Genomic DNA, 16,915 nt, shown 5'->3' on the forward strand with positions numbered 1-16,915 from the left:
ACAGCACCGGTGGTCAGGTCGACGAAGGCGATAACGCCGTGTTCACCGTCAACCTGAGCAACGCCAGCAGCACGCCGACCACCTTCAGCCTGGCGTTGAACCCTGGCACGGCCGTGGCGGGTAGCGACTACAACGCGGCGCTGAGCAATCAGAGCTTCAGCAATGGCGTGACCTACAACGCCACGACTGGTCAGGTCACCGTGCCGGCTGGGGTGACCAGCTTCACCGTCACCGTGCCGACCCTCAACGACACCGTCTATGAGCCAACCGAGACGTTCTCCCTGACCGTAGGCGGTCAGACCGGCACCGCGACCATCGTCGACAACGATGCCGTACCGACGATCAGCACCGTCAGCTCGGCGGTGGACAGCACCGGTGGCCAGGTCGACGAAGGCGACAACGCCGTGTTCACCGTCAACCTGACCAACGCCAGCAGCACCGCCACCAGCTTCAGCCTGGCGCTCAACCCTGGCACGGCCGTGGCCGGTCTCGATTACAACGCCACGCTGAACAACCAGAGCTTCAGCAATGGGGTCACTTACAACGCGGCCACCGGCGTCGTCACCGTACCGGCTGGGGTGACCAGCTTCACCGTCACCGTGCCGACCATCAACGACACAGTCGCCGAGCCGACCGAAACCTTCAGCCTGACCGTAGGTGGCAAAACCGGTATCGCGACCATCATCGATAACGACGCCACGCCTACCGTCAGCACCGTGAGCTCGGCTGTCGACAGTGCGGGCGGCCAGGTGGATGAAGGTGACAACGCGGTCTTTACCGTCAACCTGACCAATGCCAGCAGCACGCCGACCACCTTCAGCATCGCGCTGAATCCGGGCAGCGCGACCGCTGGTAGCGACTACAACGCGGCGCTGAACAATCAGAGCTTCAGCAACGGTGTGGTGTACAACGCCATCACCGGTCAGGTCACCGTGCCGGCTGGGGTATCCAGCTTTACCGTCACGGTTCCCACCATCAACGACACCGTCTACGAGCCGACCGAAAACTTCACGCTGACAGTAGGTGGCAAGACGGGTACCGCGACCATCATCGACAACGATGCCGTACCGACCGTCAGCACCGTGAGCTCGGCTGTCGACAGCGCGGGTGGCCAGGTCGATGAAGGTGACAACGCCGTATTCACCGTCAACCTGAGCAATGCCAGCAGTACCGCCACCACCCTCAGCCTGGTGCTGAACCCTGGCACGGCTGTGGCGGGCAGTGACTACAACGCGGCGCTGAGCAACCAGAGCTTCAGCAACGGGGTCACCTACAACGCGGCGAACGGAACCGTCACCGTGCCTGCAGGCGTGACCAGCTTCACCGTCACGGTGCCGACCATTAACGACACCGTCTACGAGCAGACCGAGACCTTCACCCTGACCGTCGGCGGCAAGAGCGGCACGGCGACCATCATCGACAACGATGCGGTACCAACGGTCAGGACCATCGAGGTCGGCCAGGCCGGCACCGCTGATGACAACGTGGTCGAAGGCAACAACCTGGTCTTCAACGTCACCCTGAGCAATGCCAGCTCGACGCCGACTTCGCTGTCCTTCAACGCCACGGGTACCGCGACCGCGAATGTCGATTACAAGCTGACCGCGCAGAGCTTCAGCAATGGCGTGACCTATGACGCCAGCACCGGGAAGATCACCGTGCCGGCCGGGGTTACCAGCTTCTCGGTGACCGTGCAGACGCTCGCCGACAACGTGGTCGCCGAACCGCTGGAAACGGTGCGCCTGGAGATCGGCGGGCAAACTGCAACCGGCGGCATCATCGACGGCACACCCGATGCCAAGGACGACAGCTACACCAAGGTCACGGGCCTGAAAGCCGAGTACTACGGCTACAACGATTCGAGCACCGGAGCGAACAACGACGGCGCCAACCTGACCAACCTCAGCCAGGTTCGTCAGTTCATCGATGGCCACACGCCAGCGGCGACCTTCAACGCCACCACGCTGGATTACGGCAACCTGAGCAATGCGTCCGGTCTGGGCAATGGCACCAACCTGCAGAATTTCCTGGGTGTGAACACCACCACGGGCAATGGCACCAAGGCCAACTCGCTGTCGACTGACCCGGGCAACACCTCCGACGCCATCATCAAGATGAGCGGCTTCATGAACCTGGCGGCCGGCACCTATCAGTTCAGGGTGACGGCGGACGACGGATACAGCATCCGCATCAATGGCCAGGTGGTCGCCGAGTTCAACAACAACCAGTCGACCGGTACGTTAACCGGCAACTCGTTCACCATCACGGCGGCTCAGGCTGGCGCCCAGCAAATCGAGATCATCTACTGGGACCAGGGCAGCGACGCTCGTCTCAAGGTCGAAATCGGCCAGGGCGGCACCTACAAGGTCGTCGACTCGGACATGCTCTACCACGTGCCGACGACCTCGAGCCTGGTGGTGGAGTCCGGCGACAGCCTGACCATCGCCGGCAGCACCCTGCTCGGCAACGACACCGATCCGAACGGCGACGCACTGTCCATTACCAGCGTGCAGAGCGCCACCAATGGCACCGTCAGCCTGAGCAACGGCAACGTCATCTTCACACCGAAGGAAGGCTTCTACGGTGACGCTACCTTCCAGTACACCATCAGTGACGGCAAGGGCGGCTCGGACACCGCCACCGCCACCCTGAAGGTGACCAAACCGGCCGACGTGATCCACCTGGCTGGCGACGGCGCCAACGACAATGGTGACAACACCATTCGCGGCGGCAACGGCAACGACGTGCTGCTTGGCGACACCGGCGGTACGCTGACCACCATCCAACCGGCGACCAACTACAACATCGCCTTGCTGGTCGACACCTCAGGCAGCATGCAGGGCGACCGCATGACGCTGACCAAGGACGCGCTGTCCAAGTTCGTGACGACCCTTGCCGGCCACGATGGGGTGATCAACATCGCCCTGGTCGGTTTCGCCGGGGAAGTGACCCTGAACTACAAGGTTTCCGAACTCCAGTCCGGTGCCAAGCTCAACGATCTGCTGGCGGAAATCCAGAAACTCAACGCCAGCGGCGGCACCAACTATGAAAGCTCGTTCAAGGAGGCATCCGCCTGGTTCGACGCCCAGAGTACCGCGGGCAAGACTGCCGCTGCGGGCTACGAGAACCTGACGTTCTTCCTCTCCGACGGTGACCCGACCTTCTACTACAACGGCAATACCACGACCGTCAGTGGCAATGGCTCGACCACCAACGATGAAGTGCTGCTCGGCTCGCTCGACACCTACAACGTGCTGGCCGGCAAGACCGCCGTTCACGCCATCGGTATCGGCAGCGGTGTCAGCGAGAAGAACCTCGGCCTGTTCGACAACACCACGGCGAGCATGGGCACCACCCGCCTCGCGTCGTCGGAAACGGTGCTGGCGAACTTCAATGGCGGCTCCACCGGCTGGAACAACCTGAACACCTGGACGACCGAAGGGACGGGTGGCGGCAGCTCGGTCAGCACCCAGACCAGCAACGGTGGCACCCTGAGAATCGTCGATACGTTCAGCGGCAGCGCCACCAAGGCCTACACGCCGAGCATCACCATCGCCGAGGGTGGCTACAACAGCCTGAAGTTCAACTACGCCACCACCAGTACCGGCAACGCCGACACCATGAGCTGGAAGCTGCAACAGCAGGTCAACGGCATCTGGGTCGATGTGCAGACGGGCGGTGGCTTCACCAACGGTAACTGGACGGCCGTGGAGACCTCGGGTGTCGGTGCCGGCACCTACCGCCTGGCATTCAGCGTCGAAGACAAGAGCAGTGGCACCAACAACGCCACCATGTGGATCGACAACATCGCCCAGGTCAACTACACCACGGTGCCGGTCGGCAAGGCGGATATCGTCAACACGTCCGACGAGCTCACCGCGGCCCTGCACGGCGGTTCCAACGCCAACGTTCCGATCTCGGTCGGCAGCGACATCATCTATGGTGGCGAAGGCAACGACATCATCTTCGGTGACGTCATCAATACCGACGCGCTGCCGTGGGGAGTCAATGGCAACCCGGCCAAGCCGACCGAGCTGCATAACGGCGCAGGCACCCATGCCCTGGAAGTTTTCCTGGAGCTGAAGAACGGCATCGCGCCGACCAATGCCGATATGTACGACTACATCCGCGCCAACCACGAGACCTTCAACGTGGCAGGTGACACCCGTGGTGGCTCGGATCACCTGTACGGCGGTGCCGGTAACGACATCCTCTATGGTCAGGGCGGCAATGACTTCCTGATCGGTGGATCGGGTGACGACATCCTGTTCGGCGGCGCCGGTGCCGATACCTTCGTCTGGCAGAAAGGCGACTTCGGCAAGGACGTGATCAAGGACTTCAGCGTGGCCGAGGGCGACACCATCGACCTCAGCTCCCTGCTGCAGGATCACAGCAACAACCTGGACAGCTACCTGAAACTGGTCACGGACAACGGTAGCTCCACCCTGCTGATCAGCACCAAAGGCGAGTTCAGCAACGGCGACACCACCACGCAACAGGTTGCCGCCAAAGCCGATGTGCAGATCGATCTGGGCCACGCCAGCCTGCCGAGCTACGACATCAACACGTTGATCGCCAACCACACGATCAAAGTCGATCCATGATAGGCCCAATGCTCCGCCACACTTTCGTGGCGGGGCGCTAAGCTGTAGGCACAGGTTTATCGGGGGAAGGCGCGTGTTCTATATAAAACGTAATGCCGAGGGCGAGCTGCAACGTGTGCAGCCCGAACCTTTCGAAGGAATGACCGGCGAATTGCCCGCCGATAGCGAGGAAGCGCGCTCCTGGTTTTCCAACCAGAACGTGGAAAGCAGCCTGCTGCAGCTCAAGCAGAGCGACCTGGACATGATCCGCGTGCTGGAAGACTTGATCGATCTGCTGATCAGGAAAGGCGTGGTGCGCATCACCGACCTGCCGGAAGCGGCCCAGAGCAAGCTGATGGGCCGTAGCCGAGCACGCGACGCGTTGGGTGGTGCGAACCGCCTGATCAACGAAGAGGAACGGGGCCTGATCTGATCAGGCCCAGGCCGCAGGCTCGCTGAACAGACGACCCTGCACGCCGCTGACCCCCATAGCCTGCAACACTTCCCACTCGCCGCGGGTTTCCACCCGCTCGGCGATCAATGGCAGATCGATGCTATTGGCCGCTCGCTGCATGGCTTCGATGAACAAGCGTTTGTCACTTTCCTGATCGATACCGCGAATGAAGCTGCCATCCACCTTGAGATAGGCCAGGCCCAACTTCGCCAGGTTGCCGATCATGCTGAAACGCCCACCGAAATGCTGCAAACCAAGCTCGACGCCCAGGCTGCGCAGTTTGCGGGTGATCGCTTCGAGCTCTACCGGGCCCGGCAACTGTCCCTCGTCCAGCTCCAGAATCAGCCGGCCACTCACCGCCGGGTTGAGCCGCAAGCGTTCGTAGAGCTGCTGCAGCGCCTGAGGATCGCGCACGGTAATGCCCGACAGGCTGAGCGCCACCTTGCCATCATGGTCAGGCAACTGCGCCAGCAGGGCATCGAGCATCACCAGATCCAGACGTGCGGTCCAGCCGAATCGCTCCAGCCAGGGCAGGAAACGCCCAGCGGCGATGGTTTCGCCCTGCTCGTCCTGCAGACGGGCCAGCACCTTGTTGTGCAGCACCTGGGTGGGATCGGCGGCACTGACCACCGGCTGCACGTACGGCAGGAAGCGCCCCTGCTCGAGGGCGTTGTCGAGCAGGCTGTGCCAATCGTTGTGCTCGTCGCTGACTGCCGCCTGCTGACGATGCTCGACGAACGCCCAGTGCTCACGGTTCTGGCTGATCGCTTCGGCCAGGGCCGCATCCAGCGCGTTGTACAGCTCGCTGCTCGAAGCGCCCGCTGCGAAGGTGGTGATACCGATGTGGGCAACCGGGAAACAGTCGCTGGCACCGGTCTGCTGCAACGAAAGCAGACCATTGCTCAGTTGTTCGGCCAGTTGCTCGGCCTCCTGGCGATCGATGCCCGCGGCCAGCAGCGCGAACTCGCCACCGCGGTTGCGCGCCAGCAGGTAGCGCCCCTGGCTGACATGCTGCAACTGCTCGGCCACGGCCTTGAGCAACTGGTCCGTACGCTGGCCACCGATGCGCTGGTTGAGGCCCACCAGGTCATTGACCCGCAACAGGAACAGCACGCCGCTGCTGGCTCGCTCTTCGCCCGTCAGCCGGGCCTGCAGGTCGAGGTCGAAATAACGGCGGTTGGCCAGCCCGGTCAGGCTGTCCTGATAGGCCTCGGCGTGCAGCTTCTCGCTGCGCGAAGCCTCTTCGTCGAACAGTGCCTTGAGCTTCTCCACCATCTGGTTCATGGCGTTGACCACCCGGCGAAACTCCGGGGTGCGCGGCAGGTTCGATGCACTGAGGAACTCCCGGCGAGCGATGGCATTGGACTGCTCGACCATGTACTCCAGCGGGCGCAACTGCCGCTTGAGCAACAGCACGCCCAGGCCGATGCACAGCAGGCTGATCAGCGCCAGCCACAGGAAGGTGGCGTAGGCGGTCTGCCACAGCTTGGCGATGGCGAAATACGGATGGCTGACCACCTCGACGCGGGCCGCCTGGTTCCAACCGTCACTGACGATAGCGTCGCCCTGGGCCGGCGCCAGATCCACCAGATTGGCGAACCACTGTGGCGCGCCCGCGTCGAGGTTGGCGCCGGAGCGCTCGGTCAGAACCTTCTCGTCCGTGCCGATCACGCGGATGCTCTCGAAGTAGCCACTGTCGAAAATCGAGCTGACCATCAGCTCCAGCATCGCCGGATCGTCCAGGTGCGAGCCGAGCGACAGGCCCAGCGCAGTCGCGGCGTCCTGGGCATGGGCGCGCAGCTGGTTGACCTGCTGCTCGCGCGAGCTCTCCACGTTGACCACGACGCTTGCGGTGAAACTCACCAGCATCAGCACGCAGATGGCTACACACAGCTGCTTGAACAGTGACATGAACGACTCCTTCGCTACGCCTCAGGGAAACCCTTCGGCGCGCATCTTCTTCAACAAATCCTGCCAGCGCGAAAGGCGCTTGCTGTCTCCCACCTGCTTGCCGCCTGCTGGCCCCGGCACCCAGAGTCCTTCGGCATTGAAGGCATACACGGGTACCAGGTCACGGCGCTCGGTCGCCGGATCGATGGCATCGATCAGGTTATCCAGCACCAGGGGCACGGAGGTGGGGGTCGGGTAATAGGTCAGTACCATGTGCGCCTGGTTCAGGCGCACCGCCTTGACGTAAGTGATGCGCAGCTTCTCGCTCGGCACACCCAGCTCACGCAGGCTGAAATACTTGGCGATGGCGTAATCCTCGCAATCGCCGGCGCCACGCATCAGGGCCTCGACCGGCGTCGCCCAGTAATCCGTGACGCCCCAGATTTCCTGGTCATCGCGAAAGCGCAGCTGCAGATTGAAGAACCGGTTGATGGCCTTGAGCTTGTCGGCCTCGCTGGCAGTACGCTGCTCGTCGAGCAGGCGCTGCCAGGCGTCGATGCGTGGCTTGCCGGCGCCCAGCGGGCCGTAGAGTTGCTCGGCGCGGGCGGCGATCCGCTGGAAATCCCATTGCGCGTGCAATCCGCCAGCCGCCAAGAACAAGGCGAGCAAAAACGCCACCAGCACGGGCCAGCGGTAACGGATTGAGAGAGAGCCAGAACCGCCGATGGCCACGACAATGCTTCCAGACAAGCAACAGCGTCATGGTGCGGCGCACGCGGGTAAAAAACAATTGCCAGATGCCACTACAGGCGACGAACGTGCTGATGCGCTCTGGGAGCGCATCAGGTGAGATTTAGATTGTGAAGATCAGCGCTCGCGATTCCAGCCGCCACCCTGGATGCGCTGAATGCGTTGAGGCGCTTCACGCTGTTGCCACTGCAAGGGCGCGGAGCGGTGCCGCTGTTGCTGCTGATAGTGATGGCGCTGCCCTTCCCAACCCGGGCGTGGTGACGGGCGGTAATCGCCACGATTGCGGTCGTGACGGTTCTGGTAACGCGGATCATAGCCACCGGGCTGGTTGAAATAACGAGGCGGTGGAGGCGGCGCATAGTGCCGTGGCGGTGAGTAGCGACGGTCGTAGCGGCGGTCCTCGTAGACATACACACGCGGCGCCCCATAAACCTGGGAGCGCTGTACGTGAGCACCGGGGTAATACTGACGATCATAATCTCGATAACCACCGCCATAGCCGCTGTCGCCATAAACGGCACAACCGGTCAGCGAGAAACCCAACAACGCGACGAGCATGGATTTACGGATCATGGGGCGGCCTCCTTCGACCGCGAAACGCACATCGGCGGCTGCCGATGCCGGGAGTGTTCCCAATCCATCAGACAACCCGGCGCCAGCCGAATCCGCTCCACTCGTCGGTGAGTCGCAACAAATGATTTCAGCAGCGCTCGACGGGCGCACTGAAAGCGCGCGCCGAAACCGCGCAACCAGCCCCCATCGCGCACCATGAAAGCGCAGAGAGTTTCCCAGCGAATCCGCCCACGCCCAGGCTAGACGACTCGCCAGTGCCTGGCACGATCCTCGCTTAAGGCATTGCGTGCAGGAAAATCCCAGGCAGCGGCCCGGGACAGCGGCATCACAATTTGCAATAGCCGACTAGGGTTCCGATTCGCCAATCAGCAGGCGAATGACTGGTCCGAGAGTTGGCGACCTCCTCGAGGGGTTACACGGCGGGACAAAAGCCCGGGAGAACGCGCCCCCAGCGATGGGAGATGCCGCGCACTCCTGCTCCGCCCTTTCTCGAACTGGAGGTCTCCATGCGCAAGCCCCGTCTTTTCTCCGTTCTCGCCGCCGGTCTCGCGGCTGCCATCTCCCTCAACGGCCAGGCTGCCCAGAAGGACAGCTTCAGCGTGTGCTGGACCATCTATGCCGGCTGGATGCCCTGGGAGTACGGTGCCACCCAAGGCATCGTCGACAAGTGGGCGAAGAAGTACGGCATCGACATCGATGTCGTGCAGATCAACGACTACGTCGAATCGATCAACCAGTACAGCGCCGGACAGTTCGACGGCTGCGCCATGACCAACATGGACGCCCTGACCATCCCTGCCGCTGGCGGTGTCGACAGCACGGCGCTGATCGTCGGCGACTTCTCCAACGGCAACGACGGCATCGTGCTCAAGGGTGAAAAGAAGACCCTGGGCGACCTCAAGGGCCAGAACGTCAACCTGGTCGAGCTCTCGGTATCGCACTACCTGCTCGCCCGCGGCCTGGAAAAGGCCGGCCTCAGCGAACGCGACCTGAAGGTGGTGAACACCTCGGACGCCGACATCGTCGCCGCCTTCGCGACCCCGGACGTTACCGCCGTCACCACCTGGAACCCGTTGCTCGCGGAAATCGAAGCCACGCCCGGCGTGACCAAGGTATTCGACTCCAGCCAGATTCCCGGCGAAATCATCGACCTGATGGTGGTCAACAGCGACACCCTCAAGGACAACCCAGCCCTCGGCAAGGCACTGACCGGTGCCTGGTACGAAATCATGGCGACCATGGGTGATGGCGGCGCTGCCGGCCAGGCTGCCCGCGAGCACATGGCCAAGGCCTCCGGCACCGACCTCAAGGGCTACGAGGCGCAGTTGGCGACCACCAAGATGTTCTACAGCGCCAAGGAAGCCGTGGCCTTCACCAAGAGCCCACGGCTGCCGGAAACCATGAGCAAGGTCGCCGCCTTCTCGTTCGATCACGGCCTGCTCGGCGAAGGCGCGCAGAGCGCGGACGCCGTCGGCATGGCCTTCGCCAACGACGTGACCACCGGCGATCAGGGCAACCTCAAGCTGCGCTTCGACCCGACCTACATGCAGATGGCCGCCGACGGCCAGCTCTGAAGGACAAGCGTTCCCTCGCTGTGCCTGGGAACACGTGACGAGACGCTCGACGTCTCGTCTCCGGCCACCGTAACCCGAGATGCCCATGCGCCTGATCAACCGACACCCCGACAGGGCCGGCCGATTGCTGCTGGTGTTGCTGCCCTTCGCACTGCTGCTGTTCGCCTATTTCATGGGCTCGGCGCAGCGCCTGGCGGAGAACCCCAACGACAAGCTGCTGCCCAGCGCCAGCCAGATGATCGCCGCCGTCGACCGCCTGGCCTTCACCGAAGACAAGCGCACCGGTGGCTACGCCTTCTGGCAAGACACCGCATCGAGCCTGACGCGTCTCGGCATGGGCATCGGCATCGCTGCGCTGGTCGGTCTTTGCCTGGGCATCGCCGCCGGCATCCTGCCGCTGCTGCGTGCACCGCTGTCACCGCTGCTCACCGTGCTGTCGATGGTGCCGCCACTGGCGATACTGCCGATCCTGTTCATCGTCTTCGGCCTGGGCGAACTGTCCAAGGTCATGCTGATCGTCATCGGTATCACCCCGATCCTCGCCCGCGACCTGGAACAGCGCGCCCGGGAAATCCCCCAGGAACTGCTGATCAAGGCGCAGACCCTCGGCGCCAGCACCTGGACGCTGATCCTGCGGGTCGTGCTGCCACAACTGCTGCCGCGCCTGCTGATCGCCCTGCGCCTGGTGCTGGGCTCCGCCTGGCTGTTCCTGATCGCCGCCGAAGCCATCGCCAGTACCGACGGCCTGGGTTACCGCATCTTCCTCGTGCGCCGCTACATGGCGATGGACGTGATCCTGCCTTACGTGGTGTGGATCACCCTGCTCGCCTGGCTGATGGACCTCGGCCTGCGTCAGCTGACGCGGCTGTGCTTTCCCTGGTACGAGGGGGCCAAGGCATGAGCGATAAAAAAAGTAGCGCTGCAGGCGCTTTCATCGAGGTCAAGAACGTGTGGCAGGAGTACGGCGACCAGATCGTTCTGGAGCGCTTGAACCTGTCCATCGCCGAGGGCGAGTTCTGCACCTTGGTCGGCGCCTCCGGCTGCGGCAAGTCGACCTTCCTGCGCCTGCTGCTGGGCCAGGAGCGGCCGAGCAAGGGCGAGATCCTGCTGGGTGGCGAGCCACTCGTGGGCGAGCCGGATGCCAGCCGCGGCGTGGTGTTCCAGCGCTATTCGGTGTTCCCGCACCTGAGCGTGCTGGACAACGTCGCCATCGGCCTGGAACTGCCCCGCGCGCCATTGCTCGGTCGCCTGTTCGGCGCGGCCAAGCGTGACGCTCGCGAGCAGGCCGCGGCGATCCTCGGCAAGGTCGGCCTCGGCCATGCCCTGGACAAATACCCCAGCCAGCTTTCCGGCGGCATGCAGCAGCGCCTGGCAATCGCCCAGGCATTGATCATGAAACCCCGGGTGTTGCTGCTCGACGAACCCTTCGGCGCCCTCGACCCCGGCATCCGCAAGGACATGCACGCCCTGCTGCTGGAGCTGTGGCGTGAAACCGGGCTGACGGTGTTCATGGTCACCCACGATCTCGCCGAAGGCTTCAGCCTCGGCACCCGCCTGATGGTGTTCGACAAGACCCGTATCGACCCGCACGCACCGAATGCCTTCGGCGCGCGCATCACCTACGACATCCCCCTGAACAGCGATCGCAAAAGCGCCATCGCGGCACTGCCGGCGCATCTTGCCCCGGCCCTGTAAGGAGACTGCCATGACCACTGCCCTGACCCTGCGCCCTACCCTCTTTGATGAAACCGTCCCTGGCGGCGGGCACACCTCGTTCGTCCTCAAGCGCGGCCAGTTGCTGCGCATCACCGACCTCGAAGGCGGCGCCAACGTCAGCCTGCTGCTGTTCAACGCCGTGGAGAAAAGCGAGCGTCTCAACCTGCCGGACACCCTCAAGGGCCAGCACACCGCCAAGCTCACGGCCGGCCATTGCCTGTACTCGGACATGGGCCGCGTGCTCGCGGCGATCACCGCCGACACCTGCGGCTGGCACGACAGTTTCGGTGGCGTGCTCTCGGCCAGTGAGGTGAGCGAGAAATACGGCCAGGGGCGCTATCAGGAACTACGCAACGGGTTCTTCCGCAACGGCGTGGACAACCTGCTGGTGGAAATGGGCAAGTGGAACCTCAACCTGCAAGACCTGCTGATGACCCTCAACCTGTTCAGCAGGGTCAGCGTCGATGCCGACGGCGCCTTTCGCTTTCACGGCGACAACAGCCAGGCCGGTGACTACATCGAGCTGTATGCCCCCATGGACACCCTGGTGGTGCTCACCGCCCTGCAGCACCCGATGGACCCCAACCCGCAGTACGCGCCCAAGCCGGTGCAGCTGAGCTGGAGCAAGGTCGAGAGCGACGGCATCAGCGTGCTCTGCCGTACCTCGCGCCCGGAAAACGGCCGCGCCTTCCACAACACCGAACGCCAATACCTCTGAGGGTGCCGACATGAGCCTGACCGAAAGCAACCTGCATCCCGAGACCGCCGTATTTCGCCACACCATCGCAGCGGGCGAACCCTACCTGTTCGAGGTCAAGGCCGGGCAGACCCTGCGCCTGCACGATCTTGAAGGCAACCAGGCCATCGACACGCTGTTCTACAGCGCCCGCAACCCCCGTGAGCGCTTCGACCCGCAGCGCACCCTGCGCAAGCAGAACAACGTCTATCTGACGGCCGGCACGGTGCTCTATTCCAACCTCGGCAACCCGCTGCTGACCATCGTCGCCGACACCTGCGGCCGCCACGATACCCTCGGTGGCGCCTGCGCCCAGGAGAGCAACACCGTGCGCTACGCCCTGGACAAGCGCTTCATGCACAGCTGCCGCGACAACTTCCTGCGCGCCAGCCTGCACGACGGGCGCCTGGAGAAACGCGACATCGGCGCCAACATCAACTTCTTCATGAACGTGCCGGTCACCCCGGACGGCGGCCTGACCTTCGAAGACGGCATCTCCGCACCCGGCAAGTACGTCGAGCTGCGCGCCGAGACCGACGTGATCGTGCTGATCTCCAACTGCCCGCAGCTCAACAACCCCTGCAACGGCTGGAACCCCACGCCTGCGGAGGTGCTGGTATGGGAATGATCAAACGCTGGTTGTTCGCCCTGTGCCAGAGCAGGAGTGGGCAGGTGCTGCAACCTACGCCCCGAGACAAAACACCGGCCTCCTAACAAACGAAATCCTTTGTGGGAACCGAGTGAGGCCAAAAAGAATTCCCCACCCCGGACGACCGTGGTGCAGACCCAATACCGGCGGGACGGCCCGCCACGTTCAACGAGGCCGGAGCGAAGCGTCGCGAGCGAACATCAGGCAAGACGGCTGCCAGTGAGGAAGCGGAGTTTGCTGTAGCAAATGAGCATTTCGAACTGGCTGCCAACGCCGCGTGATGGAGCGCAGCAGCTTCGAACGGTCTCGGGAGCCGATATGTTCGAAAAACTTCTGATTGCCAACCGCGGTGCCATCGCCTGCCGCATCCTGCGTACCCTGCACGCGCTCGACGTCAAAGGTGTCGCCGTCTACTCCGAGGCGGACGTGGCCAGCCTGCACATCCAGCAGGCCGACGAAGCCTTTTCCCTCGGCGACGGCCCTGCTGCACACACCTATCTAGTGGTCGACAAGATCCTCGCGGCCGCCAAAGCCAGTGGTGCCAAGGCGATCCATCCCGGCTACGGCTTCCTCTCCGAAAACGCCGCTTTCGCCGAGGCCTGCGAAGCGGCCGGCATCGCCTTCGTCGGCCCCACGCCCGAGCAACTGCGCGTGTTCGGCCTCAAGCACACCGCCCGCGCGCTGGCCAAACAGCACGGCGTCCCCATGCTCGAAGGCACCGACCTGCTGGAAAACCTCGAGGCCGCGCTGGTCGCTGGTGAGCAAGTCGGCTACCCGGTGATGCTCAAGAGCACCGCCGGCGGCGGCGGCATCGGCATGCGTGTGTGCCGTTCGGCCGCGGAACTGAGCGAGGCCTTCGACGCGGTCAAGCGCCTCGGGCAGAACAACTTCAGCGACAGCGGCGTATTCATCGAGAAGTACATCCAGCGTGCCCGCCACCTGGAAGTGCAGGTGTTCGGCGATGGCCAGGGCAACGTGCTCGCCCTCGGCGTGCGCGACTGCTCGGTGCAGCGGCGCAACCAGAAAGTGCTGGAAGAAACCCCGGCACCCAACCTGCCAGCCGGCATGGCCGACGCGCTCTGCGCGGCAGCCATCGAACTGGCCAGGGCGGTCAGCTACCGCAGTGCCGGCACCGTGGAGTTCGTCTACGACAGCATCGCGGAGCGCTTCTACTTCCTCGAAGTGAATACCCGCCTGCAGGTCGAGCACGGCGTCACCGAACAGGTATGGGGCGTCGACCTGGTGCGCTGGATGATCGAACTGGCGGCCGGCGAGCTGGCGCCGCTGCATGAGCTGGCCGAGGGCCTGAGCCCCCGCGGCCATGCCATCCAGGCGCGGCTGTATGCCGAAGATCCCGGTCGCGACTTCCAGCCCAGCCCTGGCCTGCTCACCGCCGTGCAATTTCCGCCTGCCGACGGCCAGTCGCTGCGCATCGACACCTGGGTCGAAGCGGGCTGCGAGATTCCCCCCTACTTCGACCCGATGATCGCCAAGCTGATCGCCTGGGCACCCACCCGCGATCAGGCCAGCAGCGCACTGGATGCCGCCCTGGGCGAATCGCTGCTGTACGGCGTGGAGTCCAACCGCGACTACCTGCGCCAGATCCTCGCCGACACGCCCTTCGCCAGCGGCTCACCCTGGACCCGCTGCCTGGAGAATCTGGTCTATCAGGCCAGCACCTTCGAGGTACTGGCTGCCGGTACCCAGACCACCGTGCAGGACTTTCCCGGTCGCCTCGGCTACTGGGCAGTCGGCGTACCGCCCTCCGGGCCGATGGACAGCCGCGCCCTGCGCCTGGGCAATCGCCTGCTCGGCAACCCGGAAGGCGCCGCTGGCCTTGAGATCACCATGAGCGGCCCGACTCTGCGCTTCAACACCGACGCGCTGGTGGCGGTCACCGGCGCGCAGATTCCGCTCAGCGTCGACGGCGTGGCCCAGCCCTTGAACACCACCCTGCTGATCCGCGCCGGCAGCACCCTCGCCCTGGGCACCATCGCCGGTGCCGGTGCGCGCAGCTACCTGAGCGTGCGTGGCGGCGTTCAGGTGCCGGACTACCTGGGCAGCAAGAGCACCTTCACCCTCGGCCAGTTCGGCGGCCACGCTGGCCGCGCACTGCGCGCCGGAGACGTGCTGCACCTGCCGCCGCTCGACACCACGCAAGCCGGCGCGCAACTACCAGACGAACTCGGTACGGCCCTGCCCGCCGTGCGCGAAATGCGGGTGATCTACGGCCCTCACGGCGCACCGGAATACTTCACCCCGGCCTATATCGACACCTTCCTCGGCACCGACTGGGAAGTGCACTTCAACTCCAGCCGCACCGGCGTGCGGCTGATCGGCCCCAAGCCGGAATGGGTACGCGAGAGTGGCGGCGAAGCGGGCCTGCATCCGTCCAACATCCACGACAACCCCTACGCCATCGGCGCGGTGGATTTCACCGGCGACATGCCCGTGATCCTCGGCCCCGACGGCCCCAGCCTCGGCGGTTTCGTCTGCCCGGTGACGATCATCGAAGCCGACCTCTGGCAGCTCGGCCAACTCAAGGCCGGCGACAAGGTGCGCTTCGTGCCGGTGGATATCGCCACGGCCCGGGAGCTGGCACGGAGCCTCGACGCCACCTGTAGGAGCCCGCTTGCGGGCGATCAGTCGCGCCGGCGGATCGCTGGCAAGCCAGCTCCTACACAGGCGCTTATTTCACCCATCGTCCTCGACCTCGGCGACGGCGACACGCGCCTGGTCGCACGCCTCTCTGGCGACACCCACCTGCTGCTGGAAATCGGCCAGCCCGAGCTGGATCTGGTGCTGCGCTTCCGTGGCCATGCGTTGATGCAGGCGCTGCAAGCCAAGGACATCGCCGGGGTGATCGACCTGACGCCCGGCATCCGTTCCCTGCAGGTGCACTACCAGCCGGAAACCCTGGCGTTGCAGCAGTTGCTCGATATCGTCGCTGGCGAGTGGGACGCCGTGTGCGCCACCGGCGACCTCAAGGTGCCGTCGCGCATCGTCCATCTGCCGCTGTCCTGGGATGACCCGGCCTGCCAGTTGGCCATCGACAAGTACATGACCACCGTACGCAAGGACGCGCCCTGGTGCCCGAGCAACCTGGAGTTCATCCGCCGCATCAACGACCTGCCCAACCTCGACGAGGTGCACCGCACGGTGTTCGATGCCAGCTACCTGGTGATGGGCCTGGGCGACGTCTACCTCGGCGCACCGGTGGCCACGCCGCTCGACCCGCGCCACCGCCTGGTCACCACCAAGTACAACCCGGCACGCACCTGGACGGCCGAGAACTCGGTGGGTATCGGCGGCGCCTACATGTGCGTGTACGGCATGGAGGGCCCCGGCGGCTACCAGTTCGTCGGCCGCACCCTGCAGATGTGGAACCGCTACCGTGAAGTCGCCGCCTTCGACGGCAAGCCCTGGCTGCTGCGCTTCTTCGACCAGATCCGCTTCTACCCGGTTAGCGCGGACGAGCTGCTGCGCATTCGTCGTGACTTCCCGCTGGGCCGCTTCGACCTGCGTATCGAACACAGCGAACTGGCCCTGGCCGACTATCAGCGCTTCCTCACGGACCAAGCAGACGGCATCGCCGCCTTCCGCGACCAGCAACGCAGCGCCTTCGCCGCCGAGCGCCAGCGCTGGATCGACTCTGGCCAGGCGCACTTCGAAAGTGACGAAGGCGTGGCCGAGCCCAGCGAAAACGCGCCCCTGGGCGCCGGCCAGCACAGCGTCGACAGCCACATCGCCGGCAACCTCTGGCAGGTCCAGGTCGCGGAAGGTGCCGAGGTCCAGGCGGGCGATGTGCTGGTGATCCTCGAATCCATGAAAATGGAAATCCCCCTGCTCGCGCCCTTCGCCGGCGTGGTCAGAGACATTCACGTGCAACCCGGCTCCCCGGTGCGGGCCGGTCAGCGTGTGGCGGTCATCGAGCAGGTGCCCATACAGTCTGAGTAAAGACCGTAAGCACAGCAGGGCGAAACCCCGGTC

At 64.3% G+C, this 16,915-nt stretch carries 11 protein-coding genes and 1 riboswitch; of the genes, 8 read left to right on the plus strand and 3 right to left on the minus strand.

The window, feature by feature from the left end; all coding sequences use genetic code 11:
* Together QRN22_RS00915 and QRN22_RS00920 are read left to right on the plus strand one after the other, a co-directional pair.
* The coding region (locus QRN22_RS00915) for a beta strand repeat-containing protein (RefSeq protein ID WP_285400837.1) at positions 1-4,604 on the plus strand (4,604 nt) is incomplete at its 5' end.
* Between the two features lie 73 nt (positions 4,605-4,677).
* Positions 4,678-5,016: a hypothetical protein gene (locus QRN22_RS00920; protein WP_042555337.1), complete on the plus strand. Its 339-nt coding sequence runs from the start codon at positions 4,678-4,680 to the stop codon at positions 5,014-5,016.
* Here QRN22_RS00920 and lapD read toward each other — a convergent pair whose 3' ends face one another.
* The 3 genes from lapD to QRN22_RS00935 all read right to left on the minus strand — a co-directional run bounded on the left by lapD (position 5,017) and on the right by QRN22_RS00935 (position 8,250).
* Positions 5,017-6,948: a cyclic di-GMP receptor LapD gene (lapD, locus tag QRN22_RS00925; RefSeq protein ID WP_042555336.1), complete on the minus strand. Its 1,932-nt coding sequence runs from the start codon at positions 6,946-6,948 to the stop codon at positions 5,017-5,019.
* 21 nt (positions 6,949-6,969) lie between these two features.
* Positions 6,970-7,629 carry a cysteine protease LapG gene (gene lapG / locus QRN22_RS00930; RefSeq protein ID WP_331386690.1) on the minus strand — a complete coding sequence of 220 codons (660 nt, stop codon included), beginning with the start codon at positions 7,627-7,629 and terminating at the stop codon, positions 6,970-6,972.
* Between the two features lie 165 nt (positions 7,630-7,794).
* Positions 7,795-8,250: a hypothetical protein gene (locus tag QRN22_RS00935; protein WP_052493835.1), complete on the minus strand. Its 456-nt coding sequence runs from the start codon at positions 8,248-8,250 to the stop codon at positions 7,795-7,797.
* A gap of 334 nt (positions 8,251-8,584) precedes the next feature.
* Positions 8,585-8,691: riboswitch (guanidine-I (ykkC/yxkD leader) on the plus strand.
* A 65-nt stretch (positions 8,692-8,756) separates the two neighbouring features.
* Between QRN22_RS00935 and QRN22_RS00940 the strand changes: the two genes are divergently transcribed.
* From QRN22_RS00940 to uca, 6 genes are all read left to right on the plus strand, one after another.
* Positions 8,757-9,824 (plus strand): putative urea ABC transporter substrate-binding protein, encoded by a 1,068-nt coding sequence (locus QRN22_RS00940; RefSeq protein WP_042555335.1) that lies wholly within the window; start codon positions 8,757-8,759, stop codon positions 9,822-9,824.
* 85 nt (positions 9,825-9,909) lie between these two features.
* Positions 9,910-10,725 carry an ABC transporter permease gene (locus QRN22_RS00945; RefSeq protein ID WP_042555334.1) on the plus strand — a complete coding sequence of 272 codons (816 nt, stop codon included), beginning with the start codon at positions 9,910-9,912 and terminating at the stop codon, positions 10,723-10,725.
* Positions 10,722-11,519 carry an ABC transporter ATP-binding protein gene (locus tag QRN22_RS00950; RefSeq protein WP_042555333.1) on the plus strand — a complete coding sequence of 266 codons (798 nt, stop codon included), beginning with the start codon at positions 10,722-10,724 and terminating at the stop codon, positions 11,517-11,519. Before QRN22_RS00945 ends, QRN22_RS00950 begins: the two co-directional genes overlap by 4 nt.
* Before the next feature lie 10 nt (positions 11,520-11,529).
* Positions 11,530-12,258: an urea amidolyase associated protein UAAP1 gene (locus tag QRN22_RS00955; protein ID WP_042555332.1), complete on the plus strand. Its 729-nt coding sequence runs from the start codon at positions 11,530-11,532 to the stop codon at positions 12,256-12,258.
* Positions 12,259-12,268: 10 nt separating this feature from the next.
* Positions 12,269-12,904 carry an urea amidolyase associated protein UAAP2 gene (locus QRN22_RS00960; RefSeq protein WP_042555331.1) on the plus strand — a complete coding sequence of 212 codons (636 nt, stop codon included), beginning with the start codon at positions 12,269-12,271 and terminating at the stop codon, positions 12,902-12,904.
* Between the two features lie 339 nt (positions 12,905-13,243).
* Positions 13,244-16,882: an urea carboxylase gene (gene uca / locus QRN22_RS00965; RefSeq protein ID WP_042555330.1), complete on the plus strand. Its 3,639-nt coding sequence runs from the start codon at positions 13,244-13,246 to the stop codon at positions 16,880-16,882.
* Positions 16,883-16,915 lie beyond the last annotated feature (33 nt).

This window comes from Pseudomonas sp. MEJ086, assembly GCF_030209025.1.
In the GTDB taxonomy this organism is placed as follows: Bacteria; Pseudomonadota; Gammaproteobacteria; order Pseudomonadales; family Pseudomonadaceae; genus Aquipseudomonas; species Aquipseudomonas fulva_A.